Here is a 20,180-nt window from a genome sequence, read left to right on the forward strand (position 1 = left end):
GGTCACACACCATGAAAGGCTTTGATAACGCAGAATTCAAGCTCGGTTGGCGAGTATTGATTCTGGCGCTGGTCGGCGTCGCCACCAGTTCCAGCTCGTTGCTGCTGTACAGCTTCAGCTCCATGGTGATTCCGCTGGAACAGGCCATGGGATGGGGCAGGGCGGAGTTGCAGGCGGCAATCACCGCATTGTCGCTGGGCACCATCGTCGCGTCGCAATTGGCCGGCTGGCTCAACTTGCGCTACGGCTTGCGCCGGGTCACGTTGCTGTCGCTGCTGGCGTTGTCCCTGAGTGTCTTCACCCTGACCTGTATCAATGGCTCGATCTGGACCCTCTACCTTGGCTTTTTCCTGGTGCCGCTAGCCGGGCTGGGTACGTTGCAGGTGACCTGGTCGCACCTGGTGAACTTGTGGTTCGAGGACAACCGTGGTCTGGCGCTGGCGATCATCCTCAGTGGCTCCGGACTGGCGGCCATCATGCTGCCGTTGATCACCGCCTGGACGATCAGCCGGTGGAATTGGCAGGCGGGATTCCTCGCGCTGGGCGTGTTGCCGGTACTGCTGGCGTTGCCGTTGGCCTTACGCTGGTTGTTGCCGACTGCCGATGTCAGCGCCCACTCGGCGCAACGCCCCGCCGCCAGTGAACAAACCGGTGGGCTGCTACTGCGCGAGGCGCTGCGCTCATGGCGGTTCTGGGTGTGCAACCTGTCGATGACGTTGGTGGTGTCGTGTGTGGTGGGCATGGTCACCAACATCGTGCCGTTGCTGCAGGACCGTGGACTGAGCGCCCTTCAGGCCAGCCAGATTTTCGCCAGCTTCGGCGTGTCGCTGATTCTTGGCAGGCTGCTGGTGGGTTACCTGATTGACCGGTTGTGGGCGCCCGGTGTTGCCTCTGTGGCGCTGCTGATGCCGGCATTTGCCTGCGGCATTTTTGCCTATGGGGATTCCAGTATTGCGATGTACACCCTCGCCACGTTGTTGGTAGGCGTGGGTGCCGGCGCCGAGTTCGATATCGCTGCCTTCCTCATTGCCCGTTACTTCGGCATGCGCGACTACGGCCGTTTGTTCGGCGCGCACCTGGGCTTGATTACCGCAGGTGCGGCGATCTCGCCGTTACTGTTCGCCGGGCTGTTCAAGCTCACCGGTGGCTACTCGGCCATGCTGCTGTTCAGTTTTATCTGCTTTGTGGTCGGCCCCTTGCTACTCCTGACGTTGGGTGGGTATCCGCGATATCAGTCCGAGCCGTTGGCGGCCAATTGAGTAGGCTGCCGAAGTAAATATGGACAAATAATAGATTAATGTTCAATTATTACTTCAAGTGCAGCCTGACAATAAAACAAACAAGGAGAATGCCATGCGTGCAGCAATCATTTCCGAGCGCAATGCGCCGCCGGTAGTGGGCGAGTTTCGTGATCCGCAGCCGCAAGACGGCTCGGTGCTGATCGATGTCGATACCGCTGGCCTTGGGGGCTGGGATGTACTCGGCGCCTACCGTCTGGGTGTTGAATATCCCTGTGTCATTCGCGGCGAAGGCGTTGGCCGTGCGCCGGATGGCCGCCGGGTGTATTTCGGCGAGCGCTCGGTGTTGCCGTTTGGTGCCTGGGCAGAGCGTACCCTGGTGCCGCAAGCCGAAGTATGGAATGTGCCAGACGACGTGGACGATAAAACCGCGATCAGCATGGGCATCGCCGCGACCGGCGCCATCGTGCCCCTGGAAAAAGCCGCGATTCAGAAGGGTGAGAAGGTGCTGATCCTGGGCGCCACCGGCACTCTGGGTCAGATCGCCCTGCAACTGGCGCGCGGTCTGGGTGCGGGCAAGGTGGTCGGTGCTGCGCGGTCCGGTGAAGCGCTGGGCCGGTTGAAATCGCGAGGTCTTGCCGATGAAGTGGTGACCTTGGGTGGCAGCGATGATGTCGCTGCGCTCAAAGACGCGGCCGATGGTGGATTTGATGTGGTGCTCGATCTCGTGTGCGGTCAACCGATGTTGACGTCCCTGAAAGCGACCAATTGGGGTGCCCGGATCATGACCATTGGCACGGGGGCCGGTCGTCAGCTCAATCTGGATATTGCCGATCTGTTGTTTCGCAACTTGTCGTGCATCGGCACTGGCCAGCGTCCGCCCGCAGACCGTGAACAGATCTGGCTGCGTCTGCTGAAGATCGCCAAAGAGCAGCAGATTCAGGTGGATTACCTGGATTTCACACTCGATCAGGCGGCGCAAGCCTGGGCCGCGCAGGTCAATGGGCCGCACGCCAAAATTACCGCCACGATTCGTCGTTAAGGCCTGTATCGCTGATCGACCTGTGGCGAGGGAGCAAGCTCCCTCGCCACAGGTTCAGTGTCAGCGCTGGCGCTGGTGGCGAAATTCCTCGGGTGTGACACCGAGCTCTTTACGGAATGCGGCACTGAAAGCGGCGGCGTTGTTGAAGCCAGCCTGATAGGCCACCTGTTTGATCAGCAATCGTGGGTCAGCCAATAACGCCACGGCTTTTTGCAAGCGAGTTTGCGCCGCGTACTGGCGCAAGGTCATGCCGGTGGTGTTTTTGCAGCGACTGGACAGGGTCCGCAACGGCAGCTCGCAGGCCCGCGCCAGATGACCCAGAGAGCGGCCTTCGTCACTGGCGCTGTCGAGCAGTTCACGCAGGATGTTGAGTTGCCGGGGGCTGAGTTTTTCAGCGTTGAGTGAATCACTGCTCGCTTCGTCGGGCGCGTCGATAAATTCGCGGCGCAGGTCCAGGGCAATGCTGGTGAGCAGGCACTCGGTGTGCAGTTCGCTGGCGAAGCCGGGGTTGGCCACTTCTTCGGCCAGCCGTTGCAACGAGGCGTGCAAGTAGCCGCTTTGCAGATTGAGCATGGCTGCGCTGACGTTGTCCTGCCAGTTCCAGCGATAGCTGCCCAGGACGCCGAGTGAGGAGGGGTCGAATAGACACACAAGGGCCTTTTGCTCTCCGGCATCGTGACGCAGGTGGAACTCGGTGCCGTGGGGAATGAACAATAGCTTGCCCAGGGGTTGGAATTGGGGCGCACCGTGGCTGGAAAAACCGCCGCAGTTAGGCTTGATCTGCGAGCTGGCAGGTAGCATCAAGCGCAACAGGCAACTGTCGCCGGTTTCTATCAAGGCAGTGCCAGTGTTGGACCATTGCGCGTGTTCAACCCGGATGTCGAAGCCTTGCCTGGCCAATGAAGCTTCTGTCAGGAAATTACCTGACGCTTCACAGTCGTACTCGCTGTAGTGGATCGCGTTCATTTTTCAACCTTCAGCCATTTTTATTATTGGCGCTGAAATTCGAAGGATAACGATACGTCAGGGCAGCTACCCGGTCTCGAGTGTAACCAGCCCGTAGACCGAGCTGTTTCATATATTCAGGCGGCAGGTATCAGAAAATCAGATGACGAAAGGCAAAGATATTTCCATGCGTCAACTTCGCTATTTCGTTGCCGCCGCCGACGCCGGCCAGTTTTCCCAGGCGGCGCTGAAGGCGCATGTATCGCAGTCGGCGATTACTGCGGCGGTGTTGCATCTGGAACAGTCCATGGGCGTCAGCTTGTTCGACCGCTTGCCCCATGGCGTGGCGCTGACCGCTGAAGGCAACAAGTTTTCCCAGCATGCGCGGCACATTCTCGACACGCTGCAGGACGCTCTCAGTGAACCGCTGTTTCTCGGCCACGCCATGCAAGGAACCGTGCGTGTGGGTGCCTCCTACACGGTGCTCGGCTACTTTCTGCCAGCGCTGCTGGCACGCTTCAAACGTAGCTACCCTCAGGTAGAGATCGACCTGATCGACATGGACCGCCAGAGCATTGAAGCAGCCCTGAGCAATGGCGACCTCGACTTGGGCCTGGCGATTGTCTCCAACACGCCTAACTTGCACGGTTTTGCTCACCATGTGCTGATTCGTTCGCGCCGCCAACTCTGGCTGGCAAGTCAGCACCCATTGATGTCTGCCACATCGATCAATCTCGAAGACGTCGCCGAGCATGCCTACATCCTGGCCACGGTCGATGAGGGGGAGACCTCCACCATGCGCTATTGGGAATCCCGCGGACTGGCACCCAAGGTGGCTTTTCGCACCTCTTCCATGGAGGCGTTGCGCGGGCTGGTGGGGCATGGTTTCGGTGTGACCATTCTCTCGGACATGCTCTACCGGGCCTGGTCCCTGGAAGGCAAAAAGATTGAAATCCGCCCGTTGGTGGACGTGATTCCACCTATGGAACTGGGGCTGATCTGGCTGCCAGATAACTGTTTGTCGGCGCCGGCCCAGGCATTCCGGCAGTTTCTGATCATGGCCTGCGCCTCTTGATCCCGCTACTGGCGCACGCTGTTGTCAGGCGGCCAGGTGCCGTTGTTCATCAAGCTGTCGAAGGTTTCGGTCATTTCCCGCGCCGGGTTCGGATAGTCGTGGCGCACCCACCACAACCACAGCCCCACCAAGGCACCGACGAAACAGCGCACGGCGGCCTCGCCACGCAGTTGATCGATTTGGTACAGACCCTGTTTCCGGTAGTGTTCCCGGACCTGGATGATCAAGATGTTTTCCAGGTGCGCGAGAATCACGTTCTGTCCCGGGCCGCTGAAGAACGCCGTCGTCAGTGCCGCATGACGTTCGGTGGCGCTGAACAGCCAGGCCGAAACATCCAGCAGGACACGGCGGTCGCCATCGACTTCGGTGACCTTGGTCTAGGGAACGCCAATGGCTTCGTACCCGGCGACGATCAGGTCCTCCTTGTCGCGAAAGTGCGCGTAGAAGGTGGAGCGCGCGACCCCTGTACTGTCCAGTATTTGCTGGACCGTAATTCCCTCGTAGCCCTTCTCCAGCGCCAGGCGATACATGTGGTCCAGCAACAATTCCCGGGTGCGTTGGGAACGCAAGGCGTGGCGTTGACTGGCGTGATTTTTATCGGCTGTTTGCACGGAAGCAAGGTGAGACATTCTGAACCTCGGCAGCGCTTTTTATTGGTTTCATGACGGCGGGTACAAGAGCTTCTCGGCGGTGATCAGCACACAATGACAGAGGATGTTTTGCACCAGTAGGGTTGGTTTTAGAACATTTTAAGTGAAAGTGTTAATTAATTCCGTTTGTGCCGTACAGATTTGCGCTTCTGTTCGTTGTGGCTTTGTTCCTGCGGCCTTACCGTTTCTCCAGTCCGATAGAGACCTGGAGAACAATAATGAATAACGCTCCTGAAACGCCTGCACCTGTTCCTGCGCACATTCCCAAGCACCTTGTCCGCGATTTCGATCTATGGGCAGAGCTCACCGCCCAGGGTGAAAATGCTTACACCTGGGCCGCCGAACTGCACCAGACGACCCCACCGATTTTCTGGATTCCACGTCTGGGCTTTTTACCCGGCACTTGGGTACCTCGGCGTGCCGAGGACCTGCGGCGCATTTTGCAAGACCCTCAGACCTTCAGCAGTGTCGGCTTGACACCCTACGCGATGTTGCTCGGGGAAAGCTGGCGCCTGGCGCCACTGGAAATCGATCCACCTGAACACGCCAAATATCGCGCATTGCTCAACCCGCTGTTCACACCGAAAAAGGTTGACGCGCTGGAGCAGAACATTCGCCAGTTGGCCAACCAGCTGATTGACGAGGTGCAAGCCGACGGTCGTTGCGATTTCAACGAAGCGTTCGCCAAACCGTTTCCCACGTTGATCTTCTTGACCCTGATGGGCTGGCCGCTGGAAGACCGGCCATTGTTCCAGCACTGGACGCAGACGCTGATCAAAAGCGTCGACCTGCAAACGGTGACCGACAACGCGGGGGCGATCACCGCCTGGATCCGCAACCACATCGCCGAGCGTCGTGCCGATCCCGGTGATGACTTCTACCAGCTATCTGCTGAACAGTCAGATCGACGGTCGGCCGCTGACGGACGATGAAATGCTCGGCATCAACTCCGACTGCGTAGGTCATGCCCGCTGCAACAACGTCGCGCCCGCGCTCTATCCACTCGATGACAACGGCTACATCGCCAGCAGCGGCTTCAGTGTGCCGATTGGGCAAGAGGGGCTGGCAAAACGCGGTGCCCGTGCCTGCCCGGAACGGGTCATCGAGGTTCGCGATACATCCGACGAACACCGGTGAGTACCGCCCTGGAGATGGAAGGCTTACAGCAACCAGCGAAAGAAGAACCACAATGAGCAAAACCTACGACTACATCATTATCGGTGCGGGGTCATCCGGCTGCATCCTGGCCAATCGCTTGTCTGCCGACTCGACCGTTTCGGTGCTGCTGATCGAGAGCGGACCGGATCACACCAGCCCGTTGATTGCCATGCCCCGTGGCATTGGCAAACTGCTCTGCCCTGGCAATCCGCATGTGTGGAGCTACAAGGCCGCACGCGGCGAGGGTATGACCGACGAGCAATGGCTCAAGGGCAAAACAATCGGCGGCTCCAGTTCGGTCAACGGAATGGTCTATGTGCGCGGAGCGCCAGCCGACTATGACCATTGGGAAGCGCAAGGCTGCGCGGGCTGGGGCTGGAAAGACATGGGCCGGCAGTTTGTCGTCCTCGAAGACCACCAGTTGGGCAAGAGCCAATGGCGCGGAGTCGGTGGCCCGCTCAAAGTCACCGTGCACCCGTCGGGCCACGCCCTGTGCGATGCCGTCATCAACGCGGCCGGTGAGCTGGGTGTGGCGCGTACTGAAGACACTAATCATATCGACTCGGTCACCCAGGGTGGCTTTGGCTATCAGCCGCAAACCACTTGGAAAGGCCAGCGATTCAGCGCAGCTAAAGCCTTTCTCGACCCGGTGCGTACACGCCCGAACTTGACTGTTATGACCAGCACGGATGTGCAACGCATCGAGTTCAGCAATCACCGTGCCTGTGCCGTGCTGGTCAACAACAATGCCGGCAAGGGACGCTTCGACGTGCGGCGCGAGGTGTTGTTGTGCGCCGGTGCCATTGAATCGCCGAAGCTCTTGCAACTGTCTGGCATCGGCCCGGCCGCATTGTTGAACTCGCTGGGTATCAGTGTGCTGCACGACGCCCCCGAGGTCGGGCGCAACCTGCGTGAGCACGTGTACATGGCCATGTAGTACCGGGTCACCCGTGGCAGCTTCAATCACTGCTTCCATGGGATTGGGTTACTCGGTGCAGTGGCCCAATACTTTTTGCGCAAGAAGGGACCGATGACCCATGCCGCCCACGAGGCCGGTGGTTTCTTCAAGACGCGCCCGGAGCTGGATCTTCCGGACGCGCAAATCGGCGTCAGCCTCTATTCCATGGACGGCGACGGCAACAAAGTCGAAATCGACAAGCAGCCCGGCCTGACCATCGGTGGCTATTTCCTGCGTCCGCAGAGCCAGGGTGAGGTGCGCATTCAATCGGCGGACGCCACGGTTCCACCCCGGATCAACGCCAATTACTTGAGCGCCGAGATCGATCGTACCTCCGCGATTGCCTTGTTTCGCTGGTTCCGCCGTCTGGCTGCACAGCCGGTGCTCAAGCCATTCATTGTCGGCGAGCTGACACCGGGGCCGAAGGTAGAAAGCGACGCGCAAATTCTTGCCGCGTTCCGCCGCTTCGGCCAGACCGCCTATCACGTTTCGGGGACCTGTCGCATGGGTGCCGACAGCGCGTCGGTGCTCGACCCCGAACTGCGAGTGCGTGGCGTCGAGGGGCTGCGTGTGGTCGACACCTCGGTGATGCCGTGCCTGGTTTCTGGCAACACCAATGCCTCAGCCATGGCCATGGCCATTGCCATTGCCATGCGCGCTGCAGAAATTATCACCGGCAAAGTCTCAGGAGATCCAACACCATGAGAGTTCCCTTTACCCAGCTGGACAAGCTGTACATCGATGGTGCGTGGGTGGGTGTCAACGGTCCGCGCGAAGCGGTGCTCAACCCGGCCACCGAAGCGGTCATCGGTCATGCACCGAGCGGTGATCTGCACAGCGCCGACGCGGCCATTGCCGCTGCTCGCAACGCCTTTGATAACGGCCCTTGGCCGTGGTTGAGCATGGCCGAACGAGTCGGGTACATGCGGCGGATGCACGCCGCTTTGGTGGCCAAAAGGGAGCAGCTTGCCGCGCTGATCATTGCTGAAGTCGGTTGCTCGCAAGGCGTGACTTACGCCATGCAGGTGGACATGCCGCTGGGCCATGTGCTGACCGCGATCGAGCAGTCTCTGGACAGTGACAGCCTGCAGATTCCGGTGCAGGCCAATCCCAATCCCTTCAACCCGACCGGGCCGATGATCCTCGGCAGCGGCACGGTGGAGCGTGAGGCGATTGGGGTGGTGGCCGGTATCACCGGCTACAACTTTTCGTTTCTGCTCAATCTGGCCAAGGTGTTTCCAGCCTTGCTGGCCGGCAACACCCTGGTGCTCAAGCCTTCGCCATTTACCCCGTACTCGGCGCTGTTGTTCGGTCAGATCGCTGAAGAAATCGGCCTGCCCAAGGGCGTACTCAACATTGTCACCGGCGGTATTGAAGTGGGCAGCCTGCTGAGCAGCGACCCGCGGGTGGACATGGTCTCGTTCACCGGTTCGGAAACGGTGGGCATGAGCATCATGAGTCAAGCGGCGCCGACCCTGAAGCGCGTGCATCTGGAACTGGGTGGCAAATCGGCATTGATCGTGCGCGCCGATGCCGACATTCAGGCCACCGTCTTGGGGGCCGTCGCCGGGCTGGCGGTCAACGCGGGGCAGGGCTGTGCGTTGCTTACGCGCTTCGTGGTGCATCACTCGGTACGTGAGCAATTCGTGCAATGCGCCAAAGCCATTTCCGGGCAGTGGAAGGTCGGTGATCCGGCGGACCCCAGCGTGATGATGGGCCCGCTGATCCGCGAGTCCCAGCGCGCCAAGGTCGAGCATTTCATCGCCAGCGGCCGCGACGCCGGGGCCACGCTGGTGTGTGGTGGGGGGCGGCCTGCGTACCTGAGCCAGGGCTTTTTCAGCGACATCACCCTGTTCGATGACGTGCGCAACGACATGCTGATTGCCCAAGAGGAAATCTTCGGGCCGGTGGGGGGGGGTGATCGGTTTCGACAGCGATGACGGAGCCGTGGCCATCGCCAATGATTCGCGCTTTGGCCTCAACGCTGCCGTGGCCTCGGCCGATGCCGCCACCGCCTACGCCCTGGCCAGACGCGTTCGTGCGGGCAGCGTGTACATCAATGGCGGCAGCGGCAGCCTGCCTTATGCGCCGATTGGCGGCTTCAAACGTTCAGGCCTGGGTCGCGAATTCGGGCCGAACTGGCTTAAAGAGTTCACCCAGGAAAAATCCATCATTTACCCCATCGGGCGCTAGCCATGACGCCCTGCGGCCGGGGTGCAGCCAAAACGACTGACAATAAAAACAAAAGGTGGTTTGCATGAAAAAGATGAGTAAACAGGGGCGCATGCGAGCCCAGCGGGCGATGGTACTGCTGGCGGTCGGGGAAATGGCGTTGGGTTACGGTGGTGCGGTGCTGGCGGCGCCGATCGAACTGTCCAACCCGGACTTTCACCTGCGTTGGGACAACACCCTGCGCTACAACCTGGGGATGCGCATGGAGGACCAGGACCGGCGCATCATGAACAACCCCAACTACGATGAATCCGACGGCAAGTTCGACAAGGGCGACATCGTCACCAACCGCATCGACTTGCTCACCGAACTCGATTTTGCCTACCGCAAGGACTGGGGAGCGCGGCTCAGCGCTGCCGGCTGGTATGACCAGGCGTACCACGATAACGATGTGCGCAGTCATGTTGCCGGCTTCCAGACCAGCTACGACAACGATCACTACAGCTCTGAAGTGAAGCGCTACGTCGAAGGGCCGTCGGGGGAAATTCTCGATGCCTTTGTCTGGAAGAACCTGCGCCTGGGCGATGCTTCGGTGAACGTCAAGATCGGCCGCCATACCAATTACTGGGGCGAGGGATTGCTATTCGGCGCCCATGCGATTTCCTATTCGCAAGCACCACTTGATGGGGCCAAGGCGGTGACCAGTCCCGGTATCGAAACCAAGGAAGTGTTCTTGCCCATCGGGCAGATTTCCGTCAAGGCCCAGGCCACCGACAACCTGACCCTGGCCGCGCAGTATTTCTACGAATGGGATTACACCCGTATCCCGTACGGCGGCACCTACTTCGGCGCGGCGGACCCGTTTTTCGAAGGCCCGGACCGCTTGCCGGTAGCCCCGGGTTTTTCCTTTAACCGGGAGAAATCGAAATACGGTCGCGACTCCGCCAACTGGGGTCTGATGGCCAAGTACGACGTTGAAGCAATTCAATCGACGTTGGGCGCGTATTACCGCCAGTTCGATGACTACCAACCCTGGCTGGCGCCAGAAGTCTCGGCCGCTACCGGCAGCTACCGTCTGGTGTACCCACGCAGCGTCAAACTGGTCGGCTTGAGTTTGTCGACTGTGCTCGACACGGTGTCGATCGGAAGCGAGATTTCGTATCGCAAGGGCGGTGCGTTGAATGCGGTCGGCGTCGATCCTTCTGACAACGAAGGGCCGCGTGGCGATACGTTCCACTTCGTCGCCAACGCCGTGTATGGCGTGCCGCGTAACTTTATCGCCAACAACGCCACGCTGATCGGCGAGTTCGCCTACAGCCACCTGCGCAAAGTAACCGAGCACGAAGAACTTTACCTGGGTGAGAACAGCAGCAACTGTGTCGATCCACGAGTCGGCACGCCCGGTTCAGGGGACAAACGCGACGGCTGTTCGACCCGAGATTACGCGGCCATCGCGGTCAATTACACACCGCAATACCTGTCGGTATTTCCATCTTGGGACATGACCGTGCCGCTGACCGTCAATTATGGCCTGTCGGGCAACGCCGCCAGCGCCGGCGGTGGTAACGAAGGCGCGTTGACCTGGTCTGCCGGCGTGCAGCTGACGTATGCCCAGCGTTACGAATTTGGCTTGCGTTACTCCGACACCGACGCCCAATCGAAGCACATTCCCGGGGACACCGTCGGGGGTAACGGCGCCGTAGGCGGAACCGACCGTGGCTGGCTGGCCTTTACCTTCAAAACCTCCATCTAAAAAAGCCAAGAAGCGGAGTACCTGTTTATGAAAGGACAATTTCCATGGGCGGTGGCGCTGTTGAGCATTGCCACCGCCAGCCTGGCTGCGGCACCGGCCGACCAGGTTGCACAAATCGGTAAAACCCTGACGCCATTCGGTGCGATTATCGCGGGCAATGCCGATGGCAGCATTCCTCCGTACACGGGTGGCCTGACGCAGAGTCCGCCTGGCTTCAAGCCCGACAGCGGCTTCTGGGCCGACCCCTTCAAGGATGAAAAACCGCTGCTGCGGATCAACTCGAAAAACATGGAGCAGTACGCCGACCGCTTGAGCGGCGGGCAAAAAATGCTGCTGAGTAAATTTCCCGGCTACTACCTGGATATTTACCCGACCCACCGCACCGCGGCGTACCCGCAAGCGTTGCTCGATGCCTCGCAGCGCAACGCCAGCAACTGCCGCACGACCAAGGACAACCTCGCGGTCGATCCGGCGTGCCGAGGAGGGCTGCCGTTCCCGCTGCCGCAAAACGGCAATGAAGTCATCTGGAATCAGCAACTGCGCTACAAGGGCACGGGTTACACCACCACGGCATCGTCCAACAGTTGGGTAGTAGATTCCCAGGGTTCGGTGACCAAGACCGCCGAGTCCGCGACCATGGAAGAGGCGCCGTACTACCAGACTCAACAGGCCGATCGCGATCCGCAGTTGTACTACCGCGCCTGGGCACTGGACAGTTACCCGGCTCGCAGCGCCGGGCAACTGATCATCCTCGCCGACTACCTCGACCCGCAAAGCCAGCCACGGCGTGCCTGGAGCTACACCCCAGGGATGCGCCGCATCAAGTTGGCGCCGGAGTTCGCCTACGACACGCCGGTGCCCAACCAGGGCGGTGTGAACCTGTTCGACGAATTGCAGATGTTCTCCGGTAGCCAGGACCGTTTCGACTACAAACTGGTGGGCCGCAAGGAGATGTACATTCCGTACAACGCCTACAAGTTCTACTTCAGTTGCGGCCAGGAAGAACAGTTCAAGCCGCATCATGCCAACCCGGCTTGCGAGCGCTGGGAACTGCACCGGGTGTGGGTGGTGGAAGCGACTCTGAAACCGGGCAAACGCCACGTCTACAGCAAGCGCACCTACTACCTCGACGAAGACACCTTTGGTGCCGGCCTTTATGACGCCTGGGACCAGGGCGGGGTGCTGTATCGCGCGCTGTTCCAGAGCGGCGTGCAGCTGTACGACAAAAACCTGCCGTACACGGTGAAAAACGTCAGTTATGACTTCAACAAAGGCATGTGGTCATTGCTCAACGATGGCCTCAAGGGCGGGTATCGGGTGCACGATGCGCCGCTATCGGAGCGCGACATGAAACCTGAGTCGATTGTTTCCCAGGAGACCCAACGCTGATTTCATCGAGTGGACACGCATTTGCGGCCTGAGAGGGCCACTTTTTTTTGTGCGGATTTTATAAAAAGGTAGCCCTGCGACTCATATTTAAATGAACACATATTAGAAATGTGTTTATATTATTGGAGGCGCAGTTATCCCTTAAATTGATCCGAATGCCCTGCGAGCGGGTCGTTCGGTCTGCTGGCTAATTACAACAAGGAGAACGCCATGCTGATTGATGTCCACGCCCACTTGCTGACTGAGGGCATGCTGAACCGCCACGAGTTCTGGGGGCCATTCATGAAAGTGCAGGGGCTGACCGTGGGGCATTTTTCCCTCGGCACCAAGCAACCGGCCAAAGCCGCGACGGATGCCGAAGCGCAGGCCAATATCCTCGCGCGTATGAGCCACGCCAGCCGTCGCAAGCTAATGGCCGAGCGGGGTGTCGACAAACTGGTGATGTCCACGCCGTCTCACTGTTTTATGTATTGGGCGGGTGATTTCGCCAATGAATACGCGCGCATTTGCAACGACGAGTTGTCGGCATTTTGCCGGGCTGATCCCGACCACTTCGATTTCTGGTGCCACGCCAACCTTGCGGACCCGCAAAACGCTGCGAAGGAAATTGAACGCGCGGTGACTCAGTTGGGCGCCAAGGGTGTGTGCGTCGGCGGGGCCAACTTCAATGGTCTGGAGGCTCACGACGAACGCCTGTTCCCCGTCTGGGAAAAACTCACCCAGCTGGATGTACCGATCATGGTGCATGGCTTCAACCAGTCGATTTACTGGGGCGAAAAACACACCGACGACAAGTTCGAAACCACCTCCATCGTCGGTGACTGCGTCGATGAAACGCTGTTCTTCTGGTACCTGATCTGCGGCGGCGCACTGGATGTTTTCCCGACGTTGAAAACCTACATCACCCACGCCGGTGGCATGGCGGTATTCCAGTTGGGACGCCTGAGCGAACTGAACCGGGCCATGGCACCGGACTCGCGCAACCAGCGACCGTTGATGGATTACCTGCAGAACTTTTACTTCGACCTTGACGTTCATGCGCCCGGCTTGCGCCGCGGTGTCGCCGAGGTGGTCGGCGCGGAGCGTCTGTTGTACGGCACCAACTTTGGTGGTGCGTATGACCATGGCGATCTGACCGAAGGCATCGGCTTGTCCGCTGAAGACCGCGAGCGGATTCGCAGCGGTAACGCGATCGAACTGCTCAAGCTGAAGGTGCCGGCCAACGCTGGTCGGGTGCTGACGCCGTGACGGCTAGCCCGCTGGGGCGGCCATACCCGCAGTGTAGCGGGCGCCTGCCTCGGCAACTGGGCGAGGTCAATGCGACGTGGCTCACGCAGTTATTACAGCCGCGCTACCCAGGCATCGAGGTCTTGGCGTTGACCGTGGTCGAGGTCCGTAACGGCCACACCACCAAGCTCCGCGCCAGACTCGAGTTGAACGAGGTCGGCCAGCGTGCGGGCATTCCGCCGCATGTGTGCCTGAAGTCGAACTGATCCGAGGGTTTCGAGAGCGGCGATATCTGTGAGCTGGAAGCGCGCTTTTATGGCCCGACGCGGCGCTGCCAGCCCTCTATTTCACCGACTGGGACGCCGATGGCGGTGCTCGTGGTGTGGTGGTGATGGAAGACCTCGGCCTGGCCGTCGGGCATTTCGGTCACAGCACCGATCGCCTCGGTATGGACGGGGTCGCCCGGGGGCTGGAGTCACTTGTGACGCTGCACGCGGCAACCTGGAACAGTCGGCAATTGCAGAGGCAAAGCTGGCTGCCACAGTCGATGGACAACCCGGTGGACAGCGACGGCCTGCTGCGCATGTACAACTACATCAAGGTCAATCTGCGCAAACCGGAATACCAGCAACTGTTGCCGACATGGATGTACGAGAAACCGGAGTTGTTCAGCCATGCCTTTGACGAACTGGCTGCCTTCGAACTGGAGCAGACGTCACCCGGCTGTATGATCCATGGGACTCCCATCAGGGCAACAGCTTTTTACGCAGCGACGGCCAGTGGGTCTGGATGGATTGGCAACTCGCCCGATACGGCCGGCCATGGCGCGACGTTACGTACTTCATGCTGGGTGCGCTGACCGTGGCGGAGCGTCGCGCCGATGCATGGCGCCTGTTAGAGGTGTACCGGGATAAACTGACCAGCCTCGGTGCCGAAGGCGTGCTGGGCCAGGACGCCGCCTGGGAGCAGTTGCGGCGTTGGCCGGTCTGGGGCATGCAGACCTGGATGTCGAACATGGATGACTGGGGACAGACCGGGTTACCGATGGTGGAGCGGTTTTTTGCCGCCGCCGAAGATTTCGATACCGTGCGTTTGCTCACCCACGGGCGCAAGCAGCGCCGCACGTCGACCCTGGGGCAGGGCGCCCGGCCGTTGACGCCAGCCTATCAGCACCTGTTGGAGGATGAGCAAGGCCAGCGCGTGTCGCTCAGGTCGTGATCCGAGCCAGCACCCGCGCGGGTTTCCACTGTGCCAATCCAATCCCCAGCAAAATCAATCCGCCACCCACGGCGTGGTACAGGTGCAAGGTTTCCCCAAGCAGCACAATCGCCAATACCGCGGTAAACAACGGCACTAGGTTCATCAAAACCGCGGTTTTCTCTCCGCCAAGGGTCTGCAGGCCGCGCATCCACAAACCGGGGGCCAACGCCGAGGCGAACAGGCCGGCGAACAGCACCAGCGGAATGTTCCTGGCGGTCAGGGCAATCGACGGTGCCAGTAAAAAGGGCGGCACCAGCAGCAAGGTGCCGCAGGCTATCTGTACATAAAGGCTTTCCCAGGTCGGCAGGGGAATCTGCCAGCGCTTCACCAGCACGCAGTACAGCGCGTACGACAGCGACGCCAGCAACATCAGCAGTTCGCCTTGGCCAACGCCATGCTGCCACAGCGAAGACAAGTCGCCGGCGGTCAGCAACCAGATCAGTCCGGCAAATGAAATCAGCGCGCCGACCAGCAGTGTCGCGGTCGGTCGCGTATTGAGCACCGGAAAGGCCAGGAGCACGGTCAGCAGCGGCATGGTCGCCAGAATCAGGCCCATGGAGGTGGCACTGATCGTGTGCGCTGCGAAGTAGGCTAACGATTGGTACAGCGACATGCCGAGCAGCCCCAGCACCCCGAGCTTTGGCAGGTGCGGCCGAATCTGCCGACGCAAGCGCCAGACCCTGGGCAACAACACCGGCGATAACACCAGCAACGCGATCAGCCAGCGATAGAAGGAAATGGCTGCCGGGTCGATCACCCCGACCGACAGGCGATTGACCACCGTACTGGCAGCCCAGATCAGTGTGGCGAGGACAGGTATCAGCAGATTCATCGAGGACGCGCCAACGTTGAGGGCGCGCAGAGCGCACCAGGACTGCTGCCGCGTTCACGGCAGTCAGTGAATGCTCGCGTTATTCGCTGGCAGCGTTTCGTGCCGCGATGGCCACGGCGAAATCCCGCTTGAGGGTCGGGAAGTAAGCAATCTGGCCGCCCATACCGCCGGCAATGTCGATCGAGGCCGCGCTGATAAAACTGGCATATTCGCTGGCTAGGAAAAGTGCCATGCCCGCCACGTCTTCTGGCTTGCCGTAGCGCCCGAGCGGCACGACTTTCATCACCATGGCATCGAACTCCTCACGACTGACACCCGGCCCCATTTCCTTGTAGTGACGGTCCCATTGGCCGGTGTCGATCCAGCCCATGTTCAGGCTGTTGACCAGGATGTTGTCCTTGGGCAGCGACATGCCCAAAGAGCGGGAGAGGGCGATGCACGATGCGCGGTTGATCACCGAAGGAATGCCGTCGGGCGTAGGAATCGCGCCGGCGAGGGCATTGATTTCGATGATTCGCCCCCAGCGCTGTTCGCGCATGAACGGCACCACGGCCTGGACGAAACGGAAGTGGCCCATCTGCAGAATGTTGGCGTGTTCGAGGATGACCTCGGGTGTCAGGGTATCGAGATTGCCGCCACGACCTTGACCGGCGTTGTTCACCAGCACATCGACACCGCCCCAGGCGTGTGCAACTTCCGCCACGAAAGCTTTGACACCATCACTGTCGGTGACGTCGACCGCACGGGCTATGACCGCCTGGGCATGCTGCGAGAGCTCCTCTCCGGCTTCGCGGACGGCTGACTCGCTGCGGGCGCAAATCGCTACGCGCGCCCCTTCCGCCGCGAACGCCCGGGCGATGGCCAGGCCGATGCCCCGGGACGCGCCCGTAATGATTACGCGCTTGCCACTCAAATCAATGTTCATGCTGGCTCCTGTTGTTTTTTTTCTGCCGGTTCAACTGCCGTTTTTCATGCCGGACACGCCGAATTCAAGGGGTGTGTCGGAGCTATTGAAAGCCCAAAGGTGAAAAGCGTCAAAGATTATTTGAACGTTTATGTATTTTGTGTGCAGTATTTAGCCTGGCATCGCCCCTGGCCGAAACTTCCCTCCAGGGAAACGGGTTAGAAATTCTGTATATAGAATTGAAATCTTTATGTGGAATTGTTGGCTCTGATCCGTTACGGTGGCTTTCAGCTGAGGAGGAAAGTGGTCCTGGAGCGTGCCAGGCCTCTTGAGCGGACTGTCCAGGCGAGACTTGCAACGATCCTGTAGGGTTTGCAGATCGTTGCAATGACTGCTTGAACGCACATAACGACTGAACAATAAAAATAAAAGGTAGTGTGTATGAAACAGAAGACCAAGCAGGGTCGGCGGGTGCTGACTCAAGGTGCGCTGACACTGTTGATGGTTGGCAGTGCACAGGGTTTGATGGCGGCCTCGTTCGACATGTCGAACCCAGACTACCGCGTGCGTTGGGACAATACGGTCCGTTACAACCTGGGTATGCGGACCGACAGTCAAGACCACCGCATCATGAATACGCCGAACTACGACGAGTCGGACGGGAAGTTCGATAAAGGCGATATTGTTACAAATCGTCTCGATCTGTTCAGTGAATTCGACTTTTCCTACCTGAACGACTGGGGTGCACGACTCAGTGCTGCCGCCTGGTTTGACCAGGCGTACCACGACGATACGGTGAGCAGTAACATCCCGGGTTACGCCACCAGCTATCACAACAACAAGTACAGCAGTGAAGTCGATCGCTACATGAACGGGCCTTCGGGCGAGATTCTCGATGCGTTCGTCTGGCGCAACTTCAACATCGGCGACACGCCGGTCAACGTGAAAGTCGGTCGCCATACCAACTACTGGGGTGAAGGCCTGCTCTTTGGCGCGCACGCCGTGTCTTACTCTCAAGCTCCGAGCGATGGCGTTAAAGCCTCCACCAGCCCGGGTATCGAAACCAAGGAAGTGTTCCTGCCTGTCGGGCAAGTGTCGGCCAAGGCGCAAGTTACCGACCGACTCTCGGTAGCTGCTCAATACTTCTATGAGTGGGAGCCAACCCGTATCCCTTTTGGTGGCACCTATTTCGGCGGCGCCGACCCACTGTTCGAAGGTCCGGACCAGCTGCCGCTGGCCGCCAACGGCGCCACCCTGCAGCGTCAGGATTCGCGCTTCGGTCGTGACGGCAAGAACTGGGGTGTGATGGGCAAACTCAACGTCGAAGAAATCGAATCGACCTTCGGCGCCTACTACCGTCAGTTCGACGACTACCAGCCTTGGCTGGCTCCGCAGGTCAAAGCGGCATTGGGTTCCTATCGCGTGGTTTACCCACGTGGCGTGAAGCTCGCGGGCCTCAGCTTCGCCCGGGTCTTCAATACCGTGGCGGTGGGTTCCGAGCTGTCCTACCGCATGGGCGGCGCGTTGAACGCCACCGGTGTCAGCGCTCTGGATGATGAAGGTCCTCGCGGTGACACGATCCACTTTATTGCCAACGCCGTTTACGGCGTGCCACGTAACTTCATTTCGGATAACGCCACGCTGGTCGGTGAATTCGCCTACAGCCATTTGCAACGCGTGACGGAACATGAAGAACTGTACAAGGGCGTCGGTACGGCGGCCTGCACCAATGGCAGAACCCCGGGCATTCCAGATTCGGGCAGCGAGTCCGATGGCTGTTCGTCGAAGAACTACTACGCCGTTGCCGTGAACTACACGCCACAGTACATTTCGATCTTTCCGTCCTGGGACCTGGATGTTCCGTTGACCGTTAACTACGGTCTGCATGGCAACGCGCCCACGGCGGGTGGCGGGAACGAAGGCGCGCTGTCTTACTCGATCGGGCTGAAAGCTACCTACGCTCAACTCTATGAGTTCGGGCTGCGTTACGCCGACACCAAGGCACAACCCAAGAATCTGGCGAACGGCACCGTGGCCGGTAACGGCCCAGTGGGTGGTACCGACCGCGGGTGGCTGGCGTTTACCTTCAAGACCTCCTTCTGACAAATACAACAAGAATCGGAGAATGTGTTCATGAAACGACAACTTGCCCTATCCATTGCCCTGATGAGCATGGCCACCTACACCCTGGCAGCCGGTGACGCTTCGGAGCTGGGTAAAACGCTTACCCCGTTCGGGGCGATCAAGGCGGGGAACGCCGAGGGCACCATTCCGGCCTATGACGGCGGACTGACCAAGGCACCGGCCGGCTTCGTACCGGACAGCGGGTTCTGGGTCGACCCGTTCAAGGATGAAAAACCACTGTTTCGCATTGATGCGAAAAACGTCGACCAGTACGCGGACAAACTCAGTGAAGGGCAAAAGACCCTGATCAAGAAGTACCCGACCTATTACATCGACATTTACCCGAGCCACCGTACGACGGCCTATCCCCAGGCCGTACTCGATGCCACCGTGCGTAATGGCAGCAGCTGCCAGATCCAGAAAGACGGCCTGGCGGTCGATCCGTCCTGCCGTGGCGGCTTGCCGTTCCCGATCCCGAAGACCGGCAACGAAGTGATGTGGAACCAACAGGTGCGCTACAAGATAGGCACCGGCTACTCGACCACGTCTTCGTCCAATAGCTGGGTAGTCGACGCCAACGGCTCGATCACCAAGACCGCCGAACAGGCGACGTTCGAAGAAACTCCGTACTACCAGGTGACTCAAACGGATCGCGATCCGCTGATGTATGCACGGGTGTTCTCACGCAATGACTATCCGGCCCGGCGCTCCGGTGAAGTGGTGGTGCTCACTGACTTCCTCGATCCGTTGGCAAAGGCCCGTCGTTCGTTCAGTTATTCCCCAGGCCAGCGCCGGGTAAAACTGGCACCGGAATTTGCATTCGATACACCCGTGGCCAGCCAGGGCGGTGTGACGTTGTTCGACGAACTGCAAATGTTCTCCGGCAGCCAGGACCGCTTTGACTACAAGCTGGTTGGTCGCAAGGAAATGTACATCCCCTACAACGCTTACAAATTCTACTTTGGCGTCGGTAAGCAGGAAGATCAGTTCATGCCGCACCACGCCAACCCGGCGAACGAGCGTTGGGAGCTGCACCGGGTGTGGGTCGTGGAAGCGACGTTGAAGCCGGGCATGCGCCACGTCTACAGCAAACGCACTTACTACCTGGATGAAGATACTTTCGGCATCGGCCTGTATGACGCCTGGGACAAGAGCGGCGCGCTGTATCGCTCGATCTTCCTCAGCGGCGTCCAGCTCTACGACAAAAACATTCCCTACAACGTGAAAAACGTCGTGTATGACTTCAACAAAGGCATGTACGCGCTGCTCAACGATGGTTTGAAAGGCGGCTACAAGTTCATCGACAAACCACTCTCCGAGCGTGACATGAATCCTGAAGCCATTGTGGCTCGGGTCACCCAGCGCTGATGTGATTTCACCTGTCCTGCCTGCCGGTTTGCGCATCAAGCCGGGCAGGCAGAACAGGTGGGTTTGCCACGCGGGATGGTTAAGG

General features: G+C 59.6%; 19 protein-coding genes and 1 pseudogene. 15 read left to right on the plus strand and 5 right to left on the minus strand.

Going from position 1 to position 20,180, the window contains the following annotated elements:
* Window positions 1-11: 11 nt before the first annotated feature.
* Both FIV39_RS14405 and FIV39_RS14410 read left to right on the plus strand, forming a co-directional pair.
* Entirely contained in the window at window positions 12-1,259 is a 1,248-nt protein-coding gene (locus tag FIV39_RS14405; RefSeq protein WP_047531059.1) for an MFS transporter, read from the plus strand.
* Between the two features lie 94 nt (window positions 1,260-1,353).
* Complete coding sequence (locus FIV39_RS14410) at window positions 1,354-2,280, plus strand: quinone oxidoreductase family protein (RefSeq protein ID WP_047531056.1); 927 nt, start codon at window positions 1,354-1,356, stop codon at window positions 2,278-2,280.
* A gap of 60 nt (window positions 2,281-2,340) precedes the next feature.
* On the opposite strand, the gene FIV39_RS14415 is transcribed toward FIV39_RS14410, so the two are convergent.
* Entirely contained in the window at window positions 2,341-3,246 is a 906-nt protein-coding gene (locus tag FIV39_RS14415; RefSeq protein ID WP_060765608.1) for a helix-turn-helix domain-containing protein, read from the minus strand.
* Between the two features lie 142 nt (window positions 3,247-3,388).
* Here FIV39_RS14415 and FIV39_RS14420 point away from each other — a divergent pair, with 142 nt between their 5' ends.
* Window positions 3,389-4,300 (plus strand): LysR family transcriptional regulator, encoded by a 912-nt coding sequence (locus tag FIV39_RS14420; RefSeq protein ID WP_047531052.1) that lies wholly within the window; start codon window positions 3,389-3,391, stop codon window positions 4,298-4,300.
* Between the two features lie 5 nt (window positions 4,301-4,305).
* Here the strand turns inward: FIV39_RS14420 and FIV39_RS33430 are convergent, their stop codons facing one another.
* Both FIV39_RS33430 and FIV39_RS33435 read right to left on the minus strand, forming a co-directional pair.
* The gene (locus FIV39_RS33430) at window positions 4,306-4,641 is read right to left on the minus strand and encodes a TetR-like C-terminal domain-containing protein (protein WP_311775936.1); all 336 of its coding nucleotides are present in this window, start codon (window positions 4,639-4,641) and stop codon (window positions 4,306-4,308) included.
* A gap of 36 nt (window positions 4,642-4,677) precedes the next feature.
* A complete protein-coding gene (locus FIV39_RS33435) occupies window positions 4,678-4,929 on the minus strand; it encodes a TetR/AcrR family transcriptional regulator (protein WP_224788047.1) in 252 nt (83 codons plus the stop codon).
* Window positions 4,930-5,168: 239 nt separating this feature from the next.
* Between FIV39_RS33435 and FIV39_RS14430 the strand changes: the two genes are divergently transcribed.
* The 10 genes and pseudogenes from FIV39_RS14430 (at window position 5,169) to FIV39_RS33460 (ending at window position 14,825) form a co-directional block, all read left to right on the plus strand.
* Window positions 5,169-5,882: a cytochrome P450 family protein gene (locus FIV39_RS14430; RefSeq protein WP_060765607.1), complete on the plus strand. Its 714-nt coding sequence runs from the start codon at window positions 5,169-5,171 to the stop codon at window positions 5,880-5,882.
* On the plus strand, window positions 5,821-6,087 hold the full coding sequence (locus FIV39_RS33015; RefSeq protein ID WP_224788048.1) for a ferredoxin: 267 nt from the start codon (window positions 5,821-5,823) through the stop codon (window positions 6,085-6,087). The genes FIV39_RS14430 and FIV39_RS33015 overlap by 62 nt, the downstream gene beginning before the upstream one ends.
* Before the next feature lie 52 nt (window positions 6,088-6,139).
* Window positions 6,140-7,771 (plus strand): annotated as a pseudogene (locus tag FIV39_RS34110) (GMC family oxidoreductase).
* The gene (locus FIV39_RS14440; RefSeq protein ID WP_261384973.1) at window positions 7,768-9,006 is read left to right on the plus strand and encodes an aldehyde dehydrogenase family protein; all 1,239 of its coding nucleotides are present in this window, start codon (window positions 7,768-7,770) and stop codon (window positions 9,004-9,006) included. Before FIV39_RS34110 ends, FIV39_RS14440 begins: the two are co-directional and overlap by 4 nt.
* Window positions 8,984-9,259, plus strand: a complete 276-nt coding sequence (locus tag FIV39_RS33450; protein ID WP_261384974.1) for an aldehyde dehydrogenase family protein — start codon at window positions 8,984-8,986, stop codon at window positions 9,257-9,259. Before FIV39_RS14440 ends, FIV39_RS33450 begins: the two co-directional genes overlap by 23 nt.
* 64 nt (window positions 9,260-9,323) lie before the next feature.
* Window positions 9,324-10,991 carry a DUF1302 domain-containing protein gene (locus FIV39_RS14445; RefSeq protein WP_047531047.1) on the plus strand — a complete coding sequence of 556 codons (1,668 nt, stop codon included), beginning with the start codon at window positions 9,324-9,326 and terminating at the stop codon, window positions 10,989-10,991.
* 27 nt (window positions 10,992-11,018) lie between these two features.
* Window positions 11,019-12,380, plus strand: a complete 1,362-nt coding sequence (locus FIV39_RS14450) for a DUF1329 domain-containing protein (protein WP_047531045.1) — start codon at window positions 11,019-11,021, stop codon at window positions 12,378-12,380.
* A 210-nt stretch (window positions 12,381-12,590) separates the two neighbouring features.
* Window positions 12,591-13,628 (plus strand): amidohydrolase family protein, encoded by a 1,038-nt coding sequence (locus tag FIV39_RS14455; RefSeq protein ID WP_047531042.1) that lies wholly within the window; start codon window positions 12,591-12,593, stop codon window positions 13,626-13,628.
* Window positions 13,629-13,998: 370 nt separating this feature from the next.
* Window positions 13,999-14,466: a hypothetical protein gene (locus tag FIV39_RS33455; protein ID WP_224788052.1), complete on the plus strand. Its 468-nt coding sequence runs from the start codon at window positions 13,999-14,001 to the stop codon at window positions 14,464-14,466.
* Window positions 14,451-14,825 (plus strand): hypothetical protein, encoded by a 375-nt coding sequence (locus FIV39_RS33460; protein ID WP_230962044.1) that lies wholly within the window; start codon window positions 14,451-14,453, stop codon window positions 14,823-14,825. Before FIV39_RS33455 ends, FIV39_RS33460 begins: the two co-directional genes overlap by 16 nt.
* Here the strand turns inward: FIV39_RS33460 and FIV39_RS14465 are convergent.
* Both FIV39_RS14465 and FIV39_RS14470 read right to left on the minus strand, forming a co-directional pair.
* Window positions 14,815-15,699 carry a DMT family transporter gene (locus FIV39_RS14465; RefSeq protein ID WP_047531040.1) on the minus strand — a complete coding sequence of 295 codons (885 nt, stop codon included), beginning with the start codon at window positions 15,697-15,699 and terminating at the stop codon, window positions 14,815-14,817. The genes FIV39_RS33460 and FIV39_RS14465 overlap by 11 nt on opposite strands.
* Before the next feature lie 79 nt (window positions 15,700-15,778).
* On the minus strand, window positions 15,779-16,624 hold the full coding sequence (locus tag FIV39_RS14470; RefSeq protein ID WP_047531038.1) for an SDR family oxidoreductase: 846 nt from the start codon (window positions 16,622-16,624) through the stop codon (window positions 15,779-15,781).
* A 420-nt stretch (window positions 16,625-17,044) separates the two neighbouring features.
* Here FIV39_RS14470 and FIV39_RS14475 point away from each other — a divergent pair, with 420 nt between their 5' ends.
* Together FIV39_RS14475 and FIV39_RS14480 are read left to right on the plus strand one after the other, a co-directional pair.
* Entirely contained in the window at window positions 17,045-18,706 is a 1,662-nt protein-coding gene (locus FIV39_RS14475; RefSeq protein ID WP_047531036.1) for a DUF1302 domain-containing protein, read from the plus strand.
* Between the two features lie 30 nt (window positions 18,707-18,736).
* On the plus strand, window positions 18,737-20,095 hold the full coding sequence (locus FIV39_RS14480; protein ID WP_047531033.1) for a DUF1329 domain-containing protein: 1,359 nt from the start codon (window positions 18,737-18,739) through the stop codon (window positions 20,093-20,095).
* Window positions 20,096-20,180 lie beyond the last annotated feature (85 nt).

It is taken from the genome of Pseudomonas grimontii (assembly GCF_007858185.1).
Lineage (GTDB): Bacteria > Pseudomonadota > Gammaproteobacteria > Pseudomonadales > Pseudomonadaceae > Aquipseudomonas > Aquipseudomonas grimontii.